At 70.3% G+C, this 21550-nt stretch carries 21 protein-coding genes; 5 read left to right on the top strand and 16 right to left on the bottom strand.

What is annotated here, in order from left to right:
- Positions 1-22: 22 nt before the first annotated feature.
- Positions 23-439, bottom strand: coding sequence for an Hsp20/alpha crystallin family protein (locus ACWPQI_RS11120; RefSeq protein ID WP_010595223.1), 417 nt, complete (start codon positions 437-439; stop codon positions 23-25).
- A gap of 300 nt (positions 440-739) precedes the next feature.
- Between ACWPQI_RS11120 and ctaD the strand changes: the two genes are divergently transcribed.
- Complete coding sequence (gene ctaD, locus ACWPQI_RS11115; protein WP_017681344.1) at positions 740-2488, top strand: aa3-type cytochrome oxidase subunit I; 1749 nt, start codon at positions 740-742, stop codon at positions 2486-2488.
- A gap of 99 nt (positions 2489-2587) precedes the next feature.
- The gene (locus tag ACWPQI_RS11110) at positions 2588-3082 is read left to right on the top strand and encodes a hemerythrin domain-containing protein (protein WP_017681345.1); all 495 of its coding nucleotides are present in this window, start codon (positions 2588-2590) and stop codon (positions 3080-3082) included.
- 148 nt (positions 3083-3230) lie between these two features.
- Here ACWPQI_RS11110 and ACWPQI_RS11105 read toward each other — a convergent pair whose 3' ends face one another.
- From ACWPQI_RS11105 to ACWPQI_RS11090, 4 genes are read right to left on the bottom strand one after another with little or no spacing between them, the layout of a single operon-like run.
- Positions 3231-3938 carry a hypothetical protein gene (locus ACWPQI_RS11105; RefSeq protein WP_010596860.1) on the bottom strand — a complete coding sequence of 236 codons (708 nt, stop codon included), beginning with the start codon at positions 3936-3938 and terminating at the stop codon, positions 3231-3233.
- Positions 3939-3982: 44 nt separating this feature from the next.
- Positions 3983-4564, bottom strand: coding sequence for a hypothetical protein (locus tag ACWPQI_RS11100; RefSeq protein WP_010596859.1), 582 nt, complete (start codon positions 4562-4564; stop codon positions 3983-3985).
- Positions 4565-4613: 49 nt separating this feature from the next.
- A complete protein-coding gene (gene hisS / locus ACWPQI_RS11095; RefSeq protein WP_017681347.1) occupies positions 4614-5888 on the bottom strand; it encodes a histidine--tRNA ligase in 1275 nt (424 codons plus the stop codon).
- Between the two features lie 40 nt (positions 5889-5928).
- Positions 5929-6612 carry an MBL fold metallo-hydrolase gene (locus ACWPQI_RS11090; RefSeq protein WP_026137910.1) on the bottom strand — a complete coding sequence of 228 codons (684 nt, stop codon included), beginning with the start codon at positions 6610-6612 and terminating at the stop codon, positions 5929-5931.
- A gap of 167 nt (positions 6613-6779) precedes the next feature.
- Here ACWPQI_RS11090 and ACWPQI_RS11085 point away from each other — a divergent pair, with 167 nt between their 5' ends.
- The 3 genes from ACWPQI_RS11085 (at position 6780) to ACWPQI_RS11075 (ending at position 9347) form a co-directional block, all read left to right on the top strand.
- Positions 6780-7652, top strand: coding sequence for a peptidylprolyl isomerase (locus ACWPQI_RS11085; RefSeq protein ID WP_010596856.1), 873 nt, complete (start codon positions 6780-6782; stop codon positions 7650-7652).
- Positions 7652-8437, top strand: a complete 786-nt coding sequence (locus ACWPQI_RS11080) for a peptidylprolyl isomerase (protein ID WP_010596855.1) — start codon at positions 7652-7654, stop codon at positions 8435-8437. Before ACWPQI_RS11085 ends, ACWPQI_RS11080 begins: the two co-directional genes overlap by 1 nt.
- 112 nt (positions 8438-8549) lie before the next feature.
- Entirely contained in the window at positions 8550-9347 is a 798-nt protein-coding gene (locus ACWPQI_RS11075; protein WP_228287157.1) for a peptidylprolyl isomerase, read from the top strand.
- Between the two features lie 29 nt (positions 9348-9376).
- On the opposite strand, the gene ACWPQI_RS11070 is transcribed toward ACWPQI_RS11075, so the two are convergent.
- The 11 genes from ACWPQI_RS11070 to pdxT form a co-directional block, all read right to left on the bottom strand.
- Positions 9377-11683 (bottom strand): RelA/SpoT family protein, encoded by a 2307-nt coding sequence (locus tag ACWPQI_RS11070; protein ID WP_026137911.1) that lies wholly within the window; start codon positions 11681-11683, stop codon positions 9377-9379.
- 91 nt (positions 11684-11774) lie between these two features.
- Complete coding sequence (locus ACWPQI_RS11065) at positions 11775-12332, bottom strand: adenine phosphoribosyltransferase (RefSeq protein ID WP_010596851.1); 558 nt, start codon at positions 12330-12332, stop codon at positions 11775-11777.
- Positions 12329-14074: an ABC transporter substrate-binding protein gene (locus ACWPQI_RS11060; protein ID WP_010596850.1), complete on the bottom strand. Its 1746-nt coding sequence runs from the start codon at positions 14072-14074 to the stop codon at positions 12329-12331. The genes ACWPQI_RS11065 and ACWPQI_RS11060 overlap by 4 nt, the downstream gene beginning before the upstream one ends.
- Position 14075: 1 nt before the next feature.
- Positions 14076-15278: a protein translocase subunit SecF gene (gene secF / locus ACWPQI_RS11055; RefSeq protein ID WP_225223261.1), complete on the bottom strand. Its 1203-nt coding sequence runs from the start codon at positions 15276-15278 to the stop codon at positions 14076-14078.
- 2 nt (positions 15279-15280) lie between these two features.
- A complete protein-coding gene (secD, locus tag ACWPQI_RS11050; protein ID WP_474738800.1) occupies positions 15281-17020 on the bottom strand; it encodes a protein translocase subunit SecD in 1740 nt (579 codons plus the stop codon).
- Positions 17021-17204: 184 nt separating this feature from the next.
- Positions 17205-17543 (bottom strand): preprotein translocase subunit YajC, encoded by a 339-nt coding sequence (gene yajC / locus ACWPQI_RS11045; protein ID WP_010596847.1) that lies wholly within the window; start codon positions 17541-17543, stop codon positions 17205-17207.
- A 117-nt stretch (positions 17544-17660) separates the two neighbouring features.
- Positions 17661-18755, bottom strand: a complete 1095-nt coding sequence (gene ruvB, locus ACWPQI_RS11040) for a Holliday junction branch migration DNA helicase RuvB (protein ID WP_010596846.1) — start codon at positions 18753-18755, stop codon at positions 17661-17663.
- Entirely contained in the window at positions 18752-19345 is a 594-nt protein-coding gene (gene ruvA, locus ACWPQI_RS11035) for a Holliday junction branch migration protein RuvA (protein WP_010596845.1), read from the bottom strand. The genes ruvB and ruvA overlap by 4 nt, the downstream gene beginning before the upstream one ends.
- Positions 19342-19920: a crossover junction endodeoxyribonuclease RuvC gene (gene ruvC, locus ACWPQI_RS11030; RefSeq protein WP_017681352.1), complete on the bottom strand. Its 579-nt coding sequence runs from the start codon at positions 19918-19920 to the stop codon at positions 19342-19344. The genes ruvA and ruvC overlap by 4 nt, the downstream gene beginning before the upstream one ends.
- 101 nt (positions 19921-20021) lie before the next feature.
- A complete protein-coding gene (locus tag ACWPQI_RS11025) occupies positions 20022-20774 on the bottom strand; it encodes a YebC/PmpR family DNA-binding transcriptional regulator (RefSeq protein WP_010596843.1) in 753 nt (250 codons plus the stop codon).
- Between the two features lie 64 nt (positions 20775-20838).
- A complete protein-coding gene (pdxT, locus tag ACWPQI_RS11020; protein ID WP_026137913.1) occupies positions 20839-21459 on the bottom strand; it encodes a pyridoxal 5'-phosphate synthase glutaminase subunit PdxT in 621 nt (206 codons plus the stop codon).
- Positions 21460-21550: the final 91 nt, after the last annotated feature.

Here is a 21550-nt window from a genome sequence, read left to right as displayed (position 1 = left end):
TGTCTCCGCGGACACCGGTGGGTCAGGCGTCGATCGCCTTCTTGTCGCCCACCGCGATCTCGATCTTGCGCGGCTTGGCCTTCTCCGCCACGGGGATCGTCAGCCTCAGCACACCGGCGTCGTACGTCGCCTCGATGTTGTCGGTGTCGAGGTTCTCCCCGAGGAACAGCTGCCGGCTGAACACGCCGCGCGGACGCTCGGCCGCGACCATCTCCTGACTCTGGTCGCGCGCCGGTCGTTCTGCATGCACCGTCAGCACGTTCCGTTCGACGTCGAGGTCGAGCGAATCCTCGGCCACACCGGGCAGGTCGAACTCGACGACGAACTTGTCGCCCTCACGCCAGGCGTCCATGGGCATCACCGCGGGCCGGGCCGCCGTACCGAGAACCTGCTGCGCGAAGCGGTCGAGCTCGCGGAACGGATCGGTGCGCATCAACATCGTTTCCACCTCCACAGACTCTCTTCGTGCCGGTTGAGGAGAGCAGCCGATCTATGTCTGCCGCTACACCTTTCTTGTACCACTCACAACATACGAAGGCAAGGGTTTGTTCCCGGAACCGGCGCGAATTCCGCGTCGCCGGGCCATAATCCGCCGACGCAAAACCTCCCGTGCGCGGCTGTGTCCGGCTACGCTCGACCTACCGCATGATGCCGCGGCGGTTCCGGGATGCCCTGAGGCCTCACGGAGCACGCGGCGCCGCAGCGACGTCGCCGCCCCGGGGCAGCGCAAGGAGGCACCATGGTTGTCACCGAAACGAAGGCCGTCCGGCCGTACCCGCCGCGGTACGCGCCGAAGGGTTCGACGTTCTACCGACTCGTCACCACGACCGACCCGAAGATGCTCGGTCTGATGTACATCGTCACGTCGTTCACGTTCTTCCTCATCGGCGGCCTGATGGCACTGCTGATCCGCAGCGAGCTCGCCGTCCCGGGTCTGCAGTTCCTGTCCAACGAGCAGTACAACCAGTTGTTCACGATGCACGGCGGCATCATGCTGCTGATGTACGCGACCCCGATCGTGTTCGGGTTCGCGAACTACATCCTGCCGCTGCAGATCGGCGCGCCCGACGTCGCGTTCCCCCGTCTGAACGCGTTCAGCTACTGGCTGTACCTGTTCGGCGCAACCGTCGTCGCCGCCTCCCTCATCACTCCCGGCGGTGCACCGGACTTCGGATGGACGTCGTACATTCCGTTGGCGGACGATCTGCACACCCCCGGCATCGGCGCCAACCTCTGGTTCACCGGCCTCGCGGTGGCCGGTCTCGGCACCATCCTCGGCGGGGTCAACATGATCACCACGGTGGTGTGCCTGCGCGCCCCGGGCATGACGATGTTCCGGATGCCGATCTTCACCTGGAACATCTTCATCACGATGATCCTGATCCTGCTGATCTTCCCCCTGCTGACGGCCGCGTTCATGGGGGTGATGGTCGATCGGGTACTGGGCGGGAACATCTTCGACCCGGCCACCGGCGGGGTGCTCTTGTATCAGCATCTGTTTTGGTTCTTCGGTCACCCTGAGGTGTACGTCATCGCGCTGCCGTTCTTCGGCATCATCTCCGAGGTCATCCCGGTCTTCTCCCGGAAGCCGATCTTCGGCTACACCGGCCTGGTCTACGCGACCCTCGCGATCGGTGCCCTGTCGATGGCCGTCTGGGCGCACCACATGTATGCCACCGGCGCCGTGCTGCTGCCGTACTTCTCGTTCATGACGTTCCTGATCGCGGTGCCCACCGGCGTGAAGTTCTTCAACTGGATCGGCACCATGTGGAAGGGGCAGGTGACGTTCGAGACGCCGATGCTGTTCTCGGTCGGGTTCATCATCACCTTCCTGTTCGGTGGCCTGACCGGCGTCATCCTCGCCAGCCCGCCGCTCGACTTCCATGTCCACGACTCGTACTTCGTCGTCGCGCACTTCCACTACGTGCTCTTCGGCACCATCGTGTTCGCCACCTACGCCGGCATCTACTTCTGGTTCCCGAAGATGACCGGGCGGCTGATGGACGAGCGCCTCGGCAAGTGGCACTTCTGGCTGACCTTCGTCGGCTTCCACACCACGTTCCTGGTGCAGCACTGGCTGGGCAACGAGGGCATGCCGCGCCGCTACGCCGACTACCTGCCGTCGGACGGATTCACCACGCTCAACACCATTTCCACCATCGGGGCGTTCACCCTCGGCGTCTCGACGCTGCCGTTCCTGTGGAACGTGTTCAAGAGCTACCGGTACGGGCAGGTCGTCACCGTCGACGACCCGTGGGGCTACGGCAACTCCCTCGAGTGGGCGACCACCTGCCCGCCGCCGCGGCACAACTTCTACGAGCTGCCGCGCATCCGCTCCGAGCGGCCCGCGTTCGAGCTGCACTACCCGCACATGGTGGAGGTCATGCGGGCGGAGGCGCACGTGGGCGTCGGCCGGCGGCACGCCGCCGAGGTCGCCGAGGAACCCCACATCCGGGACACCGCCGACCGGACACCCAAGAGCACCTGACCGGTCGGCCGGATCGGTGTAACCGGGTTCCCGCCGGGGTATCTGGAGCGCACGCCCCGCACGGGCGAGCACTCGAGAACCACTTCGGCGGGAGGCCCGGTGTCCACTGACGCAATCGTGTTGTTGAAGGAAGACCACAAGGAGATCCGCGCGTTGTTCCGCGAGTTCCGCGGCGCGGACGACGACGAGGAGAAGGGTCGGATAGTCGGACGGATCATCGAACTGCTGACCGTGCACACCTACATCGAGAACGAGGGCATGTATCCCGAGGTGCGCTCGCTCCTGCCCGACCTCGAATCGGACATCCTCGAGTCGTTCGAGGAGCACCACGTCGCGGATGTGCTGGTGATGGAGCTGGCGGGGATGAAGCCCGGTGCCGAGCGGTTCGACGCGAAGACGACGGTCCTCATCGAGAACGTCGAGCACCACATCGAGGAGGAGGAAGAGGAGTGGTTCCCGAAGGTGCGGGAGGCACTCGGCCGCAAGAAGCTGCAGGAGATCGGGGCGCGGATGCTCGAACTGAAGGAGAAGGCACCCCGCTCCCCCGCGCAGCCCTCGGCCCTGAAGAAGACGATCGACGCCGTCGTCAGCTGACACGTCGCCGGACCGCTACCGGTCCGGTTCACGAAGGCCGGGGGTGTGGAGTTGCTCCGCACCCCCGGCTACTGCGCTCCGGCGCCCCAGCGGTCCGGCGCCCCAGCGGTCCGGCGCCCCAGCGGTCCGGCGCCCCAGCGGTCCGGCGTTACGGAGCGGCGGCGGAGTCGGGCAGATCGCTCCGCGCGGACCCGTCGGCCGCGCCGCGACCCGCGCGGCTGCCCTGGTAGGCGTCGCGACGGAACGACACGAGCCACCGTGGCCACAGGTCGACCGAGGCCGGGTGGTTGAGCACCGGGTCGAACGACGGTTGCGCCTCGTCGGAGGCGCGTACCTCGCTCTCGAGCGTGACGCGCCCGGCCGGCACGAGCCGCCCGCGGGCCGACGCCACGTGCAACGAGAACACCAGCGGCCCGCCGCGCCGAGCCAGTTCCCGCACAGACGTCGACGCCGGCTGCTCCCCCTCGGGGAACGCGAAGATCCACCGCGGCGCGAGATCGACGTTCGTGCGATACGCCATCAGGGAGCCGTACCGCGCCGTCGACCAGCCTCGCGCCGGCAGCAGCACCGCCCTGGTCGGCACGTGCAGCGTGGCGAGCAGGATGTCCCACGGACCGCTCTCGAGCGAGAACCGCAGCGCCAGACCGAGGATGTCGGGCACACCGTCGGGCGTGCCCACGGCACCGGACAACCGGGCGGTCACCGGTACCCGGGCCGGGACCGAGCGCGGCCACCAGCCCGGCGCCAGTTCCGCTTCCCCCTGGAAGAGCACCCCGTGCGGGTGGAACACCCGGGCGCCGCGCAACGCGGAGGCAGCCCGGAACGGCGCGGCGAACACCGCGTGCATCGAGATCATGCGCCCCGCATACCCGGGGTGCCGCCACACCAATCGGCGTGCGCTCATTCGACGAGCGAAGCCACCTCGTGATCGGTGAGCGTGGTCTGCGGCACGCGCCCGGCGTCCCGGGCCAGCAACACCGCCCGGTACAGCGGCCGTTGCTCCAGTCCCGCTTCGCGGGCCTCCGCCCGCAGCTGCTCCACCAGTACCGACGACATCGCCGCGGCCGAGGCCAGCTCACTCGCCGCGAGCGCGTCCGCGAGCCGGCGCAACGCCAGCACATCGAGCTCCCGGCAGCCGCCGTTCGCGTACAACGCCAGCGGGACCGACACGATCCGGTCGCCGTCGTTGAGCCGCAGCACCACCTGACTGACCCGCAGCGCCGACACCACCAGTTCGACCCCGGCGAGGTTGCGCAGCTGCACCCGCCGGGTGCGCAGTGCCCCCTTCGCCGTGATCGTGGTGCCGTCGATCCAGCGGCGCCGGCGCAGCACCGCCAGGGCGCCCACTGCCGGCGGCACCCCGACGATCATCCCGGACACGACCGCGACCAGCGGGCTGGCCACCAGATACACCAGCAAACCGGCCACCACGCCGATCAGGAGGGAGAACGCCGCGACCCTCCCAGCGCGGGGTGCGAGCACCCGCGCCGGGATCAGGTCCAGACGGGTCGGCGCAGGACGTCCCGACGGGTCAGGTGCCGGCAACGACGTCCCCGACCCGGGCGACCACGTCGTCGAGCGGCACGGTGTGCTGTTCGCCGGTGCGCAGGTCCTTGACCACGATTTCGCCGGCTTCGAGCTCTCGCTCCCCCAGGACCAGGGCAACGACGGCTCCGGAGCGGTCGGCGGCCTTCATCGCTCCCTTGACGCCGCGCCCTCCGTACGCCAGGTCCACCCGGATGCCGGCGGCGCGCAGCCGATGGGCGATCGGGACCAGCGTCGACTTGGCGGAGTCGCCCATCGGCACGCAGAACACCTCGCAGCGGGCGGGGCTGCCCGCGCTCTTGCCCTCGGCGGCGAGGGCGAGCACCGTGCGATCGATCCCGAGACCGAACCCGATGCCCGAGAGGGGCTGCCCGCCGAGCTGAGCCATCAGGCCGTCGTAGCGTCCGCCGCCGCCGATCCCGGACTGGGCGCCGAGGCCGTCGTGGACGAACTCGAAGGTGGTCTTCGTGTAGTAGTCGAGGCCGCGCACCATGCGCGGGTTGATCGTGTAGCGCACGCCGAGCGCGTCGAGGTGCGAGAGCACCTCGTCGAAGTGCGCCTTGGCCGTGTCGGAGAGGTGGTCGAGCATGAGCGGGGCGTCGGCCGTCATCTCCCGCACGTGGGGGCGCTTGTCGTCGAGGACCCGCAGCGGGTTGATCTCGGCGCGCCGGCGGGTCTCCTCGTCCAGGTCCAACCCGAACAGGAACTGCTGCAACAATTCCCGGTACTGGGGGCGGCACGTCTCGTCGCCGAGGGAGGTGATCTCGAGGCGGAATCCGTCGAGGCCGAGGCTGCGGAATCCGGCGTCGGCCACGGCGACGACCTCGGCGTCGAGGGCGGGGTCGTCGACGCCGATCGCCTCGACCCCCACCTGCTGCAGCTGACGGTACCGCCCGGCCTGGGGACGTTCGTACCGGAAGAAGGGGCCCGAGTAGCTCAGCTTGACGGGCAGCTGGCCACGGTCGAGGCCGTGCTCGATCACCGCCCGCATCACCCCGGCGGTCCCTTCCGGCCGCAACGTGACGGACCGGTCGCCGCGATCGGCGAAGGTGTACATCTCCTTGCTCACGACGTCCGTGGACTCGCCGACGCCGCGCGCGAACAGCCCGGTGTCCTCGAAGATCGGCAGCTCGATGTGCCCGTAGCCGGCCAGCCGCGCCGCGCGGGTCAAGCCGTCGCGCACGGCGACGAACTCCGCCGACTGCGGCGGGACGTAATCGGGTACACCCTTGGGCGCCGAGAACGTGGAGGGCTTGCTCAACTGTCGCTGCTTTCTCTCGTCGGTGGGTCGGGAGGCCGGGTCAGCGGGAGCCGGTCAGCCCGGCCAGAAAGGGGTTCGACGTCCGCTCCTGACCGATGGTGCTGGTCGGGCCGTGTCCGGGCAGGATCGCGGTGGAGTCGTCGCGCACGAGCAGTTTCGCCGCGATGGAGGCGAGCAGCTGTTCGTGGTCGCCGCCCGGCAGATCGGTGCGGCCGATCGAACCCTGGAACAGGGTGTCGCCGGTGAGGGCGATCTCGACGTCGTCGCCGTCGGCGGTCGTCGCGTGGGTGCGCAGCACCACCGAACCCTGGGTGTGCCCCGGGGTGTGATCGACGACGAACCGGATGCCGGCGTGCTCGACCTGATCGCCGTCGGCCAGTTCGATCACGGTGCGCGGCTCGGTGAATTCGGCGCCTTCGAGGAACGGCTTCAGCGTCGGGCCGATACCGCGACCGGGATCGGTCAGCATGTAGCGGTCCTCGGGATGGATGTAGGCCGGGATGTCGTAGCGGTCGGCGACGGCCTGCGCCGACCAGATGTGGTCGAGATGCCCGTGGGTGAGCAGCACCGCGCGCGGCGTCAACCCGGACCGGGTCAGAAAGTCCGCGAGGGGCTCGGCGGCATCCTGTCCGGGGTCGACGACGACGCAGTCCTCGGCGTCGTCCTGCGCGAGGATGTAGCAGTTCGTCTGGAACATCCCGGCGGGGAATCCGGTGACGAGCACGGGCATCGCTCCTACGGTGTGGGCCTCGGTGTGGCTCCTACAGCCTAGGCCGGGCTCCCCGGCGACCGGCTCTCAGGTTGGGGTGGCAGACTCGATCCGGCTCGAGCCGGGGGCCAGCGGCGACGATGGATCCGGCAACGACGATCGGTTACGGGAGGACTACTGCAGTGCCGAGTAACGCACAGCGGCGCCAGGCCGCCAAACGCAAACTCGAGCGGCAGCTCGAACGACGGGCCCAGCGGGCGCGCAAGCGCCGCCAGCTCACCATCGGCCTGTCCGCGCTCGGTGTGGTCGCGGTCGTCGCGGCCGGCGTCGGTGTCTGGATGCTCACCCGCGACGACGGCGCGGACTCGACCGCGGCGTCGGAGACGACCGAGCCGGCGCCGCCGGAGTTCGGAGCGCTGCCGGCGGCCCGGTCCGAACCGTTGCCCGAATCCGTGACCTGTGCCTATCCGGCCGCCGGTGAGCCCGCCAGGCCCGTGCAGCCGCCCCGCACGGACGGCATCCTCACCACCGGGGAGGGCAACACCGACATCAGCGTCAGCGTGGAGACCACCCAGGGCAACATCGGGCTGGTCCTGCAGAACGACACCTCCCCGTGCACGGTCAACAACTTCCTGTCGCTGGCGTCGCAGGGGTACTTCGACGACACCGCCTGCCACCGCCTGACCACGTCCGACACGCTGGCCGTGCTGCAGTGCGGCGACCCCACCGGCACCGGGGCCGGCGGTCCCGGCTACCAGTTCGCCAACGAGTTCCCCACCGACCAGTACGCACCCGAGGATCCGGCGGCCACGCAGCCGTTGACCTATCCCCGCGGGACCGTCGCGATGGCCAACGCCGGCGCCGACACCAACGGCAGCCAGTTCTTCCTCGTGTACGGCGACTCGGTCCTGCCGCCGCAGTACACCGTGTTCGGCACCATCGACGAGACCGGCCTCGCGACCCTCGACAAGGTCGCCGCGGGCGGGGTCGAGGGCGGCGGCCAGGACGGCGCGCCGGCCCAGCCGATCTCGCTGACCAGTGTCAGGATGGACTGATGACTCGTACTCGATCCGTCGTCGCCCGGACGGCCGTGGCCGGAGTGGGCGTGGCGCTGCTGCTCGCGGGGTGCTCGGACGATCCGGACGGCGGGTCCGCGACCGCGACGAGCGCCGCGGCGCCGACGTCCGCCCCGTCGCTGTCCGACTTCCCCGCCTTGCCCGTCCAGCGTGCCGAGCCGCTGCCCGAGACGGTGAGCTGCGCGTACCCGTCGGACGGACGGACGGCCGCGAAGCCGGCGCAGCCGCCGCGCGCCGAGAATGTCCCCACCACCGACACCGGCGTCACCGTCACCACCACCCAGGGCGACATCGGCCTGACTCTCCGGGGCGAGCTGTCCCCGTGCACCGTCAACAGTTTCCTGTCGCTCGCGTCGCAGGGATATTTCGACGACACCGACTGCCACCGCCTGACCACCGACCCGACGCTGTCGGTGCTGCAGTGCGGCGATCCCACCGCCACGGGCACCGGTGGACCGGGCTACGAGTTCGCCAACGAGTTCCCCACCGACCAGTACGCGCCCGGAGATCCACAGGCGCAGAATCCGATGGTCTACCCGCGGGGCACGCTCGCGATGGCCAACGCCGGCCCCGGCACCAACGGCAGCCAGTTCTTCCTGGTGTACGGCGACTCGATCCTGCCGCCGCAGTACACCGTGTTCGGCACCATCGACGAGACCGGCCTGGCGACGCTCGACGAGATCGCCGCGGCCGGGGTGGACGGCGGCGGACCCGACGGCCCACCGGCCGCGACGACGACGCTGACCGCCGTCCGCACGGCCTGACCCGGCGCGTTCCGCAACGCCCCGCCCACCCGCCGGTGAGCGGGGCGTTCGCGTCCCCGCCGCGGGCAGGGGTCTGTCGGTTTGTGACGGGATCGTCTACTGTGCCGTGTCTGTGACCTCTGGTACCTCCATCGCTGTGCGTGCGGCCCTGAGCGTGGCCGTGGCACTCGCGACCGCAGCGTGTGCCGCGTCCGCGACCGCGCCCGCCCCTGCCGCGCTGCGGGCGACGACGACCGCTACGGTCGCCGGGCCCGCCGGGTTCGACCCGTCCGCCTATGCCGCTCTGCCGCCGCGTCCCGAACCGGGTGCCGCCACGGTCACCTGCACGTATCCTGCCGCCGGACCGGCGGCGCGGACGGCGACCATGCCCGGATCGACGTCCGTGCCTGCGACCGGAACGGTGGAGCTCACGCTGACGACCTCCGCGGGACCGGTCCCGTTGGTTCTCGAGCGCGCCGCAGCCCCGTGCGCGGTGCACAGCTTCGCCGGTCTCGCGCGGCAGGGCTTCTTCGACGGGACGCAGTGTCATCACGTGACGGACGAACCGGGCATGCAGATGCTCCGGTGCGGCGATCCGAGCGGATCCGGGGTGGGCGGGCCCGGCTACACGTTCGCCGACGAGTACCCCGTCACGGTCGTCCGCGGGGAGAACGGCTATCTGCCCGCCCCGGTCGTGTATCCACGCGGCACCGTCGCGATGGCAGGCGCCGGGCACCGGGACAGCAACGGCAGCCAGTTCCTGCTCGTCTTCGGCGACTCGCTGCTCCATCCGCAGTACTCGGTGTTCGGTACCGTCGCCGAACCGGGCCTGCCGGTGCTCGAGGAGGTCGCCGCGGCCGGCAACGACGGCTCGAGCCCGCTCGGCGGCGGGCGCCCCCTCGCTCCGCTCGTCATCACCGACGTGGGATGAGACGCGACCGGCGCGGCCCCGGAACCGGCCTACGCCGCGGAGGTCACCCTGTACACGTCGTAGACGCCCTCCACGTTGCGGACGACGTTGAGGACGTGGCCCAGATGCTTGGGGTCTCCCATCTCGAAGGTGAAGCGGCTCACCGCGACCCGGTCGCCCGTCGTGGTCACCGACGCCGACAGGATGTTCACCTTCTCGTCGGCGAGGGCCTTCGTGACATCCGAGAGCAGCCGGTGCCGGTCCAGCGCCTCGATCTGGATGGCCACGAGGAACACCGACGACGGCGACGGTGCCCACTCGACGTCGATGATCCGCTCGGCCTGCTGCTGCAGGGATCCGGCGTTGGTGCAGTCGGTGCGGTGCACGCTCACCGAGCCGGTACGGGTGACGAAGCCCATGATCTCGTCGCCGGGTACCGGGGTGCAGCACTTGGCCAGTTTCGACACCGTGCCCGGGGCGCCGGGCACGAGGATGCCGGAGTCGCCGCTCTGCCGGGACCGGGTCGGAATGGACGACGGCGTGGCCCGCTCCGCGAGTTCCTCCTCGACCCCACCGACCCCGCCGAGGAGCGCGACGAGACGCTGCACGACGTGGTGCGCCGAGACATGGTGCTCCCCGACCGCGGTGTAGAGCGCCGATACGTCGGCGTACCGCAGTTCCTTTGCCACCGCCTGCATCAGGTCCGCGTTCATCAGGCGCTGCAGCGGCAACCCGACGCGCTTGACCTCCTTGCCGATGGCGTCCTTGCCGGTCTCGAGCGCCTCCTCGCGGCGTTCCTTCGCGAACCACTGCCGGATCTTGGCCTTCGCACGCGGCGAGACCACGAAGGACTGCCAGTCGCGGCTCGGCCCGGCGTTGGGATCCTTGGAAGTGAAGACCTCGACGACCTCGCCGTTCTCGAGTTTGCGCTCGAGCGCGACGAGCCGGCCGTTGACCCGTGCGCCGATGCAGCGGTGCCCCACCTCGGTGTGCACGGCGTACGCGAAGTCCACCGGGGTCGACCCGGACGGCAACGTGATCACGTCCCCCTTGGGGGTGAAGACGAAGATCTCCTTCACCGCGAGGTCGTAACGCAGCGACTCGAGGAACTCGCCGGGGTCGGCGGCCTCACGCTGCCAGTCGAGCAACTGCCGCATCCACGCCATGTCGTCGAGTTCGGCGGCGTCGCCCGAGTGCTTGCCCTTGGTCTCCTTGTACCGCCAGTGCGCGGCGATGCCGAACTCGGCGGTGCGGTGCATCTCCCGGGTCCGGATCTGCACCTCGAGCGGCTTGCCCTCGGGGCCGATCACCGTGGTGTGCAGCGACTGGTACACCCCGAACCGCGGCTGGGCGATGTAGTCCTTGAAGCGGCCTGCCATCGGCTGCCACAGCGAGTGCACGACACCCACTGCGGCGTAGCAGTCGCGGATCTCGTTGCACAGGATTCGCACGCCGACCAGGTCGTGGATGTCGTCGAAGTCGCGGCCCTTGACGATCATCTTCTGGTAGATCGACCAGTAGTGCTTCGGCCGGCCCTCGACGGTGGCCTCGATCCGCGACGCCGAGAGCGTCGAGTTGATCTCCGCGCGGACCTTGGCCAGGTAGGTGTCGCGCGACGGCGCCCGGGTGGCGACGAGCCGGACGATCTCTTCGTACTTCTTCGGATGCAGGATCGCGAAGGACAGGTCCTCGAGTTCCCACTTGACCGTGGCCATGCCGAGACGGTGCGCGAGCGGAGCGATCACCTCGAGGGTCTCGCGTGCCTTGCGGGCCTGCTTCTCCGGCGGCAGGAAGCGCATGGTGCGCATGTTGTGCAGTCGATCGGCGACCTTGATCACCAGGACCCGGGGGTCGCGTGCCATCGCGATGATCATCTTGCGGATGGTCTCGCCCTCGGCCGCGGTGCCGAGCACCACCTTGTCCAGTTTGGTGACACCGTCGACGAGGTGGGCGACCTCCTCGCCGAACTCGGCGGTGAGTTGTTCGAGGCTGTAGCCGGTGTCCTCGACGGTGTCGTGCAGCAGCGCCGCGATCAGCGTCGTGGTGTCCATGCCGAGTTCGGCGAGGATCGTCGCGACCGCGAGGGGGTGGGTGATGTACGGGTCACCGGACTTGCGCTTCTGCGACGCGTGCCGCTCCTCCGCCACGTCGTAGGCGCGCTGCAGCTCCGACAGGTCGGCTTTCGGGTACAGCTCGCGATGGATCGTGACCAGCGGCTCGAGCACCGGCTTGAGGTTGGTGCTGCGCTGCCCGGTGATGCGGCGCGCCAGCCTGGCCCGCACCCGGCGGGACGCCGAGGTGGATGCCGAGGTCGGGGTCGGACCGGAGTTCTGGGACCGATCAAGATTCTGGGTCATGCCCACACCTCCCGTCGCCGATGCACACCGGGCGTACCGTCGCGCATTCCTCGTCGTCCGGAACCACCGGCACCTGCGCCAACTCTAGCTCTCAGAGCCGGACCAATGACGTCACCGGGTACTTTTCCAGCCGCGCGCGCCCGCCGAGAACCTCGATCTCGGTGACCACGGCCACCGCGACGACGAGAGCGCCGGCCGCGTCGAGCAACTCCGCCGTCGCCGAGAGGGTGCCGCCGGTCGCCAGCACGTCGTCGACGACGAGTACCCGTCGGCCGCGCAGCCGAACCGAATCCTGCGGAATCTCGATCGCCGCGGTGCCGTACTCGAGCGAGTACTCGCGGGTGTTCACCGGCGGGGGCAGCTTGCCGGCCTTGCGCACCGCGAGGACGCCGGTGCCCAGTGCGTGGGCGATCCCGCCGCCGAGCAGGAAGCCGCGGGCGTCGACCCCGGCCACCAGTTCCGCATCGGGTGCGGTGGCGGCCAGCGCCGCGATCACCGCCCCGAACGCCTCGCCGTCGGCGAAGACCGGGGTCAGGTCGGCGAAGCGGACCCCGGGTGTCGGGAAGTCGTCGACCCAGCGGGTGTGGGCGGTGACCGCTGTGGCGGCACGGTCCATCAGCGCGTGCGCTCCGGCGGGAAGGCTGCTCATCGGTTGAGGATCCACCTGTCCATGTTCCAGCCCGCACCGGCGGCGCTGGCGTTGACGACGGCGGCACGAAGGCCGCCGGCGAAGGTCGTCTCCCGGGGCTGCGCGTACAGCGGCAGGGTCGGCATCTCGGTCCACAGGATCGTCTCGGCCTCGCCGACCAGGCCGGAAATCGTGGCGTCGTCGGTGGTCACGGCGAGGGCATCGAGGATCCGGTCGACTCGGGCATCGGCGAAGCGACCGACGTTGGCGCCGGCGGCGGAGTTGAGGGAACCGCGGGCGTCCTGCATGTCGGCCGTGCCGCCCGCGCCCGCGGCGGCGGCGGTCCCGGCCAGTACGGCGTCGACCTGACCCGCCGCGAGCTGCGACGGCGTGAACGTGTCGGAGGCGGCGTCGACCACCTCGATGCCGGCCTCGCGACAGGACTGGGCGATCAGTTCGACGGTGCGGGCGCGGCGCGGGTCGGGACCGAGGTACCCGATCCGCACGGTGATGCGGTCCGTCCCGGCCGCGGCGAGCTCGGCCTGCGCCGCGGTCGTGTCCGCCTCGTCGTAGCGGGCCGCGGGCCCGGACACACCCGGGTACAGGGGCGAGTCGGCGGGCAGCAGCCGCGACGAGGTGGTCCCGGAACCGAGACCGGTGGCGGGGACGTCCCCGACCCGGCCGAACTCGTCGAACAACTGCGACCGGGGCACGCACAGCGCGAACGCCCGGCGCGCGGCGGGGGCGCCGAGGCTCCCGCCCTCGGTGCCCAGCACGAGCTGTTCGACGTTGCGCGAGGCCGTGTCCGTCGTTTCCGCGTCGTCGCCGAGCGACAGGTCCAGGGCTCCGGTGGCGGCGTCGACGACGTGGACGCGGCCGTCGGAGGCGGCTGCGGCGGCGTCGGTGCCGCGCGGCCACACCACGATCCGGTCGGTGCCGGGCTTGTTGCCCCACCAGCGCTCGTTCGCGACGAGGACGAGTCCGTCCTCGACGGTGAACGACTCGATCCGGTAGGGACCCGAGGCCGGCAGCAGCGACAGATCCACCGCGCCCGGGGTCAGGTTCCATCCCGTGTTCCAGAAGTCGGCGAGCCGGCGCAGCGCCTCGACGTCGCCGCCGCCGATTGCGGCGACCACGTCGGGCACCCCCGAGACGCGGGCCGCGACGTGCGCAGGCATCAGTTCGGTGGCGCCGAACAGGGCCCGCCAGTCGGCGTAGGCGCGGCCTGCGCGGAAGACGACGGTGGCGTCCTTGGATCCGGTCTGGCAGTCGATCCGTTCGATGTCGACATAACCCGAGCGTCGCGCGGCGGCAAACAGGTTCTCCGCTGCTCCCGACGCGTCGGGAGCGGTGAATCGCCCACTGGCGGCCGCCCAGGTCAGCACCAGGTCGTCGCACGACATCGGCACCCCGTCCGAGTACACGGAGTCCGGGGACAGCCGGTACTGGACGGTCAGCGGGTCCTGCGCGACGACGGTGGCCGTCCCGATGTCGGTGTCGGAGATCACCTGGCCGGCCGGATCGACGTAGCCGAACCCGGGCAGCACACGGGCCAGGGCCTGCCGGGCTCCCGAGGCGGCGCCGTCGACGGTGTTGGCGTTGTAGGTGGTGACCGTGTTGTCGAGTGCGTACCCGATGGAGGGCAGAGACTCCTCCGTCGTGCCGCAGGCCACGATCGTCGCGGCGAGTGCTGCTGCAGCAGCCGTCGCCGCAAGTGCCGCGCGGACCGACCGGCGGCGCCGGGTGTGCTCGGGTGCCGACATGTCAGTGCCTTCTCTTGGCGCGCTTCCCGGTGGGGCGGACCCCCGGTCTGGGGGTGCGTTCGGCCACCCGGGGAGCACCGGCACCCGCCGTCGTGGCCACCGCGCCGCGCTCGGTCACGGACATCGGTGCCGCAGCGGCGTGCGCGCCGACGGTCTTCTCACCGGACGGCACCGAACGCGACTGCGCGGCGTCGCGCTTGGCCAGCACTTTGCGGGTGTGCGCCGCCACCGGCCCGCGCCACTCCTTGAGCGTCACCAGCAGCGGCGTCGCGAAGAAGATCGACGAGTAGGCGCCGACCACGATGCCGACCAGCTGGACGAGGGCGAGGTCCTTGAGGGTGCCGACGCCGAGCAGCCACACCGCGATCACCATCAGCGCGAGCACCGGCAGCACCGAGATGACGGTGGTGTTGATCGACCGCATGAGGGTCTGGTTGACGGCGAGGTTGGCCTGCTCGGCGTAGGTCCGTCGATGCAGGTGCAGAATGCCGCGGGTGTTCTCCTCGACCTTGTCGAACACCACCACGGAGTCGTACAGCGAGAAGCCGAGGATGGTGAGCAGGCCGATGACGGTGGCCGGGGTGACCTCGAAGCCGACGAGGGAGTACACCCCCGCGGTCACGATCATGTCGAAGAACAGCGCGGCCAGCGCCGCGAGTGCCATGTCCCGCTCGTAGCGCACCGCGATGTAGATGCTGACGAGCACCAGGAACACCGCGAGTGCGATGAGGGCCTTCTGGGTGATCTGTCCGCCCCACGTCTCGCTGACGTCGGCGACGCTGATCGCGTCGCGCGACGGCACGCCGTCGGGCCCGGTGGGCTGGAACTCGTCGTAGAGCGCGTTCTGCAGCGCCCGGACCTGTTCCAGGTCGAGGGCTTCCGACCGGATCTGGATGGAGGCGCCGGCGCCGGACCCGACGGTCTGCACCGATTCGGGTTCCGCGCCGAGGGTGTCGGAGTACACCGTCTCCACCTGTTCGGTGGTGACGCCCTCGGCGGCCGGGAGCTGGATGCGGGTGCCGCCCTCGAAGTCGATGCCCCAGGTGAAACCGCGGATCAGCATGCTCAGCAGCGCCACCAGCACGATGGCGCCGGTGAGCAGATAGTAGAACTTGCGGCGGCCGACGATCTCGAACGCGCCCGTGCCGGTGTAGAGGCGCGAGAGGGTGCTGTGCCGGGGTGCGGTCGTGGTGGTGTCGGTCATCGTCACGCCTCCTTCGCCGAGGCAGCCGCGAGCTGGCGCTCACGGGCGACCTGCTGAATGGCGCCGAGACCGTTCACGCTCGGCTTGGACCAGAACTTCGACTTCGACGCGAGGTGCACCAGCGGCCAGGTCACGAGGAACACGACCACGACGTCGAGGATGGTGGTCAGACCCAGCGTGAACGCGAAGCCACGGACCTGGCCGACCGCGAGGATGTAGAGCACCGCGGCCGCGATGAAGCTCACGGCGTTGCCGGACAGGATGGTCCGGCGGGCCCGCGCCCAGCCGCGGGGCACGGCGGAGCGGAAGCTGCGTCCTTCACGGATCTCGTCCTTGATGCGTTCGAAGAAGACCACGAACGAATCGGCGGTCATGCCGATACCGATGATCAGGCCGGCGATGCCCGCGAGATCGAGGGTGAAGTTGATGTAGCGGCCGAGCAGCACCATCACCGCGTACACGGCGAGGCCGGACAGCACCAGCGACAGCGCGACGAGTACCCCGAGCATGCGGTAGTACACGAGGCTGTAGATCAGCACCAGGAGCAGTCCGACGACGCCGGCGATCAGCCCGGCCTCGAGGGACGCCAGACCGAGGGTTGCGGACACCGTCTCGGCCTCCGACGCCGCGAAGGACAGGGGCAGCGAGCCGTACTTGAGGGTGTTGGCGAGCTCGGTGGCCTCGGTGTTGCTGAAGTTGCCGGTGATGGAGGTTGCGCTTCCGGCGGGGGTGGCGCCCTGGATGACGGGCGCACTGACCACCTTGGAGTCGAGGACGAACGCAGCCTGCTGGCCGATGTTGGCGGCGGTGAACTGCGCCCAGGTGCTGCTGCCCTCGGAGTCGAACGTCAGGCTGACCTCGTAGCGGGACTGCTGGGAGTTGTAGCCGGCGGACGCGTCGGTGATCTGCTGACCGTCGATGATGCTCGGGCCGAGCAGATAGACGGCGGTGCCGTCGGTGGAGCAGGCCACCAGCGGCTTGGCCGGATCGTCGTTGCCGGCAAGCGGGTCGGCGGCCGAGCAGTCCAAGTTGGCCATCGCCTCCTGCAGGACGGCCGGGTCCTCGCTCTGCCGCGTCTCCTTCGCCGCCGCGATGTCCGCGGCCGCCCGGGCCTGCGGGTCGAGGTCCTCCGCGGGAGCGGGGGCCGGGGTGTCCGTGGCGGGTGCCGGGGTGTCGGTCTCCGGGCTGTCGGGGGTCGGGGTGTCGGGGGTCGGGGTGTCGGTGGGATCCTGCGCCGGGAACGGCCGGCCTTGCGGTTCCGGTGCGGCCGGTTCCGGGGCGGGCGTCGCGGCGCCGGGTGCCGGCGTCCCGGGAACGGGAGCCGGGGAGTCCGCGGGCGCGGGCTGAGCGGAGTTCGCGCTCGCAATGGGCTGGCCGATCACGGGCCGGATGTACAGGCGCGCGGTCTGACCGAGGGTCCGGGCCTGCGAGCTGTCGTCGCCGGGCACCGTGATCACCAGGTTGTCCCCGTCGATGACGACCTCGGAACCGGACACCCCGAGACCGTTCACGCGGGTCTCGATGATCTGCTGGGCCTGCCGGAGACTGTCCTGGCTGGGCGCACTGCCGTCCGGGGTGCGGGCGGTGAGGGTTACTCGGGTGCCGCCCTGCAGGTCGATGCCGAGCTTCGGCGTCGCCGATTTGTCCCCGGTGAAGAAGATCAGTGCATACAGCGCCACCAGGATCGCCCCGAACAGGGCGAGGGAGCGAACTGGATGCACCGATCCGTTGGAAGGTGCCACGGTCTGTCAGTCTCCTCGATGCGAGTGAGTGATGCGCTGGTCACGGGGCCATCGCACCCGTCGGGCGCGGCCCCCGCCCGGCCCGCACATCGGCCGGGATGTCGACCGGGCAGAGTCCGGCCGTTCGGTGCTCGGTTCTTCGGTGCTCGGTTGTTCGGTGCTCGGTTCTTCAGTGCTCGGTTCTTCAGTGCTCGGTCGGCCGCCCGGCCGGCGGCTCGGTGTCGTCGCCCTTGTCGAGCGAGAGTCCACCGGTCTCGTCCGCCGAGCCTTGATCGGTGATCCGCTCACGGACCACGACCCGGGCCCAGGTGGTCACCACGCCGGGTGCGATCTCGAGCTCCACGGTGGTGTCGGTGAGCGCGGTGATGGTGGCGTGCAGTCCCGCCGTGGTCATCACCCGGTCGCCGACCTGCAACGCATCCTGCAGTTCCGCGGTCTTCTGCATCTCCTTCTTCTGGCGCCGGATGCCGAGGAAGGTCGGCACCAGCAGGGCAAGGATCAGCAGCGGGAAGAGCAGTTCCATCGTTGAAGTCAGTCCTCGAAGTCGTCCGGCATCGGGCGCCGGTCGTCGCGGACCGGCGCAGTAGACCAGTGTGCCATTACCGGCGCGGCTGCTGTACCGGCGCCGGTGGCGGAGCGGTCAGTCGTCGTCGAACAGGCCGGGCTGCGGTTCGCGGGCCCGCACCTCGATGCCGCCGGTTGCGGCCTCCGGCGGCGGGGTCAGCCCGAGTTGCAGCCACGCCGCCTGGGTCGCGACCCGCCCGCGCGGGGTACGCGCGATCATGCCCGCCCGCACCAGAAACGGCTCGCACACCTCCTCGACGGTGCCGGGCTCCTCACCGACGGCTACCGCGAGGGTGGACACGCCCACCGGTCCGCCCCCGAAACTTCGGACGAGCGCGCCCAGCACGGCCCGGTCGAGTCGGTCCAGGCCGAGCGCATCGACGTCGTAGACGGCGAGGGCGGCCCGGGCGATCTCGCGGGTGATGACGCCGTCGGCGCGGACCTCGGCGTAGTCGCGGACCCGTCGCAGCAGCCGGTTGGCGATGCGCGGGGTGCCGCGGGAACGGCCGGCGATCTCGGCGCTCGCCTCCTCGCCCAGGTCGATGCCGAGGATGCGGGCCGAGCGGAGCAGGATCTGCTGTAGCTCCGCCGGTTCGTAGAAGTCCATGTGCGCGGTGAAGCCGAACCGGTCGCGCAGCGGGCCGGTCAGCGCCCCGGAACGGGTCGTGGCTCCGACGAGGGTGAACGGGGCCACCTCGAGGGGGATCGACGTCGCACCCGGACCCTTGCCGACGACGACGTCGACGCGGAAGTCCTCCATCGCCAGGTACAGCATCTCCTCGGCGGGACGCGCGATGCGGTGGATCTCGTCGATGAACAGCACGTCCCCCTCGACGAGGTTGGACAGCATCGCGGCCAGGTCGCCGGCCCGTTCCAGGGCGGGGCCCGACGTCAGCCGCAGCGACGACCCGAGTTCGGCGGCGATGATCATGGCCATCGACGTCTTGCCCAGGCCCGGTGGGCCGGACAGCAGGATGTGGTCGGGGGTGCCGCCGCGCAGCTTCGCCCCGCGCAGCACCAGCTGCAGCTGTTCCCGCACCCGGGGCTGGCCGATGAAGTCGTCGAGATTCTTGGGCCGCAGACTCGCCTCGACGTCGCCGTCGCCGGCGGTGTACTCGGCGGTCATCGGAGCCTCGTCCGAGGCTCCCTCGGTGGGAAAGTCCTCGATCATCGGCTCTTGCCCAGCAGAGCCAGCGCCGACCGCAGCGCGGTCGAGGTATCGGCGTGCGGGTCACCTGCGAGAACCGTGTCGGTGGACTGTTCCGCCTGCTTGACGGGGAAACCGAGCCCGACGAGAGCCTCGACCACCTGGTCCCGCATCGGTGAGCCGACCACCGCCGTCGGGGCGGAGGCGCCGGCGTACGCCGCCACCTTGTCCCGTAGTTCGACGACCATGCGTTCGGCGCCGCGTTTGCCGATGCCCGGGACCCGGGTCAGGGCAGCGGTGTTGCCGTCGGCGAGGGCCGCACGCAACGAGTCCGGATCGAGCACCGCGAGGGTGGCCATCGCGAGTCGGGGTCCGACACCGGAGACCGTCTGCAGCAACCCGAACAGGTCCCGGGCGTCGGGATCGGGGAACCCGTACAGCGTCATCGAGTCCTCGCGCACGATCATCGCCGTGACCAGGCGGGTGTCCTCGCCACGACGGAGCGTGGCGAGGGTGGCGGGCGTGGCGTGGATCCGGTAGCCGACCCCCGCGGATTCGATGACGACGTGGTCGAGGGCGATCTCGAGCACTTCCCCGCGCACCGAGGCGATCACCGTGCACCTGCCTTCCGCGCGGCGGCCTGTTCCCGCAGCCGCGCCTCGTACCGTCGTTTCTGTTCGGCCGCGGCGGCTTCGGCGGCGGCCATGCGCGCGAGCATGGGCGCACGCCAGCAGTGGCAGATCGCCAGGGCGAGGGCGTCCGCGGCGTCCGCGGGCTTCGGGGCGGCGGCGAGGCCCAGGATCTTGGTGACCATCGCCGTGACCTGCTTCTTGTCGGCCGAGCCGTTTCCGGTCACGGCGGACTTGACCTGGCTCGGGGTGTGGAAGGCCACCGGGATGCCGCGCCGGGCGGCGGAGAGCGCCACCACTCCCCCCGCCTGGGCGGTGCCCATCGCGGTACGGACGTTGTGCTGGGAGAACACCCGCTCGACGGCGACGACCTCTGGTTCGAAGCGGTCGAGCCACTCCTCGGCAGCCGTGGAGATGCACAGCAGCCGGGACGGCAGGTCCATCTCGGGAGGTGTGCGGATGACATCCACTGCGACGGCAGCGACCTCGCGCCCGCGACCGGTGTCCACGATGCCGAAACCACATCGCGTCAGTCCCGGGTCCACACCCATCACGCGCACCCGTTCACCTCTCGACCGCTACGAACAATTGTTCGAGAGCATAGCGGCCGGGGCGGCGCGTCGCGGTACCGACACGCAGCCCCGGCCGGGAGCCGTCCGACTCAGGCGTCGAGTTCGGCGAGGACCTCGTCGGAGACGTCGACGTTGGTGTAGACGTTCTGCACGTCATCGGAATCCTCGAGCGCGTCGACGAGCTTGAACACCTTGCGGGCGCTCTCCGCGTCGACGGGCACCTCGACCGAGGCCCGGAAGTCCGGATCGGCCGATTCGTAGTCGATTCCCGCCTCGACGAGCGCGGTGCGCACGGCGATGAGGTCGCCCGCCTCGGAGACGATCTCGAAGCTGTCGCCGAGGTCGTTGATCTCCTCGGCACCGGCCTCGAGCACCACCTCGAGAATCTCGTCCTCGGTGCGGCCGTTCTTCTCGAGCACGACGACACCCTTGCGGGTGAACAGGTACGACACCGAACCGGGGTCGGCCATGTTGCCGCCGTTGCGGGTCATCGCGGTGCGGACCTCGCCCGCCGCGCGGTTGCGGTTGTCGGTGAGGCACTCGATGAGGACGGCGACGCCACTGGGGCCGTAGCCCTCGTAGGTGATCGTCTGCCAGTCCGCGCCGCCGGCTTCCTCACCGGCGCCACGCTTGCGGGCCCGCTCGATGTTGTCGTTGGGGACCGAGCTCTTCTTCGCCTTCTGGATGGCGTCGTACAGCGTCGGATTGCCCGCCGGGTCACCACCGCCGGTCCGGGCCGCCACCTCGATGTTCTTGATCAGCTTCGCGAACATCTTGCCGCGCTTGGCGTCGATGGCCGCCTTCTTGTGCTTGGTGGTGGCCCATTTGGAGTGGCCGCTCATTCGATTGGAGCCCCTTCCGGCGAGGTGAGGTCGGACCGGGTCCGACTGGTTCGGAGGGTCGATTCTACTCCGCGAGCAGTGACCCCGAACGGACGGTGTCGACGAACAGCCGGTGCACCCGGAGGTCACCGGTGACCTCCGGGTGGAACGACGTCGCCATCACGGCGCCCTGGCGCACGGCGACGACCCGTCCGGCGGCCGGCCCCTCCGGGACGGTGGCCAGAACTTCCACGCCGGGGCCGACCTCTTCCACCCAGGGGGCCCGGATGAACACCGCACGCACCGGGTCGCCCTCGATGCCCGCGACGGTGAGGTCGGCCTCGAACGAGTCGACCTGGCGACCGAAGGCGTTGCGTCGGACCGTGATGTCGAGGGCGTCGAGATGCTCGGCGTCCGGACGGGTGTCGAGGACCTGCGAGGCGAGCAGGATCATCCCGGCGCAGGATCCGTACGCGGGCAGCCCGGCCTTCAGGCGCGCACGCAGCGGCTCGAGGAGGTCGAACACCTGCAACAGCCGGCTCATGGTGGTGGACTCCCCACCGGGGATCACCAGGCCGTCGACGGCGTCGAGCTCGCCGGGCCGGCGCACGCCGATCGCGCGGGCGCCGGCCGCTTCGAGTGCGGTCAGGTGCTCGCGGACGTCGCCTTGGAGAGCGAGCACGCCGATGGTCGGAGAACTTTCCACTGTCGCCTGTTCTGTCGGGGACGGGCAACGCCCGCCCGGAACCTGGACGTCCACGCTAGCAGCCGGGCCGAGGTGCCCCGGCTCACGGACC

The sequence above is a fragment of the Rhodococcus sp. LMD genome (assembly GCF_056108245.1).
This window is presented reverse-complemented; position numbering and strand designations above follow the sequence as displayed.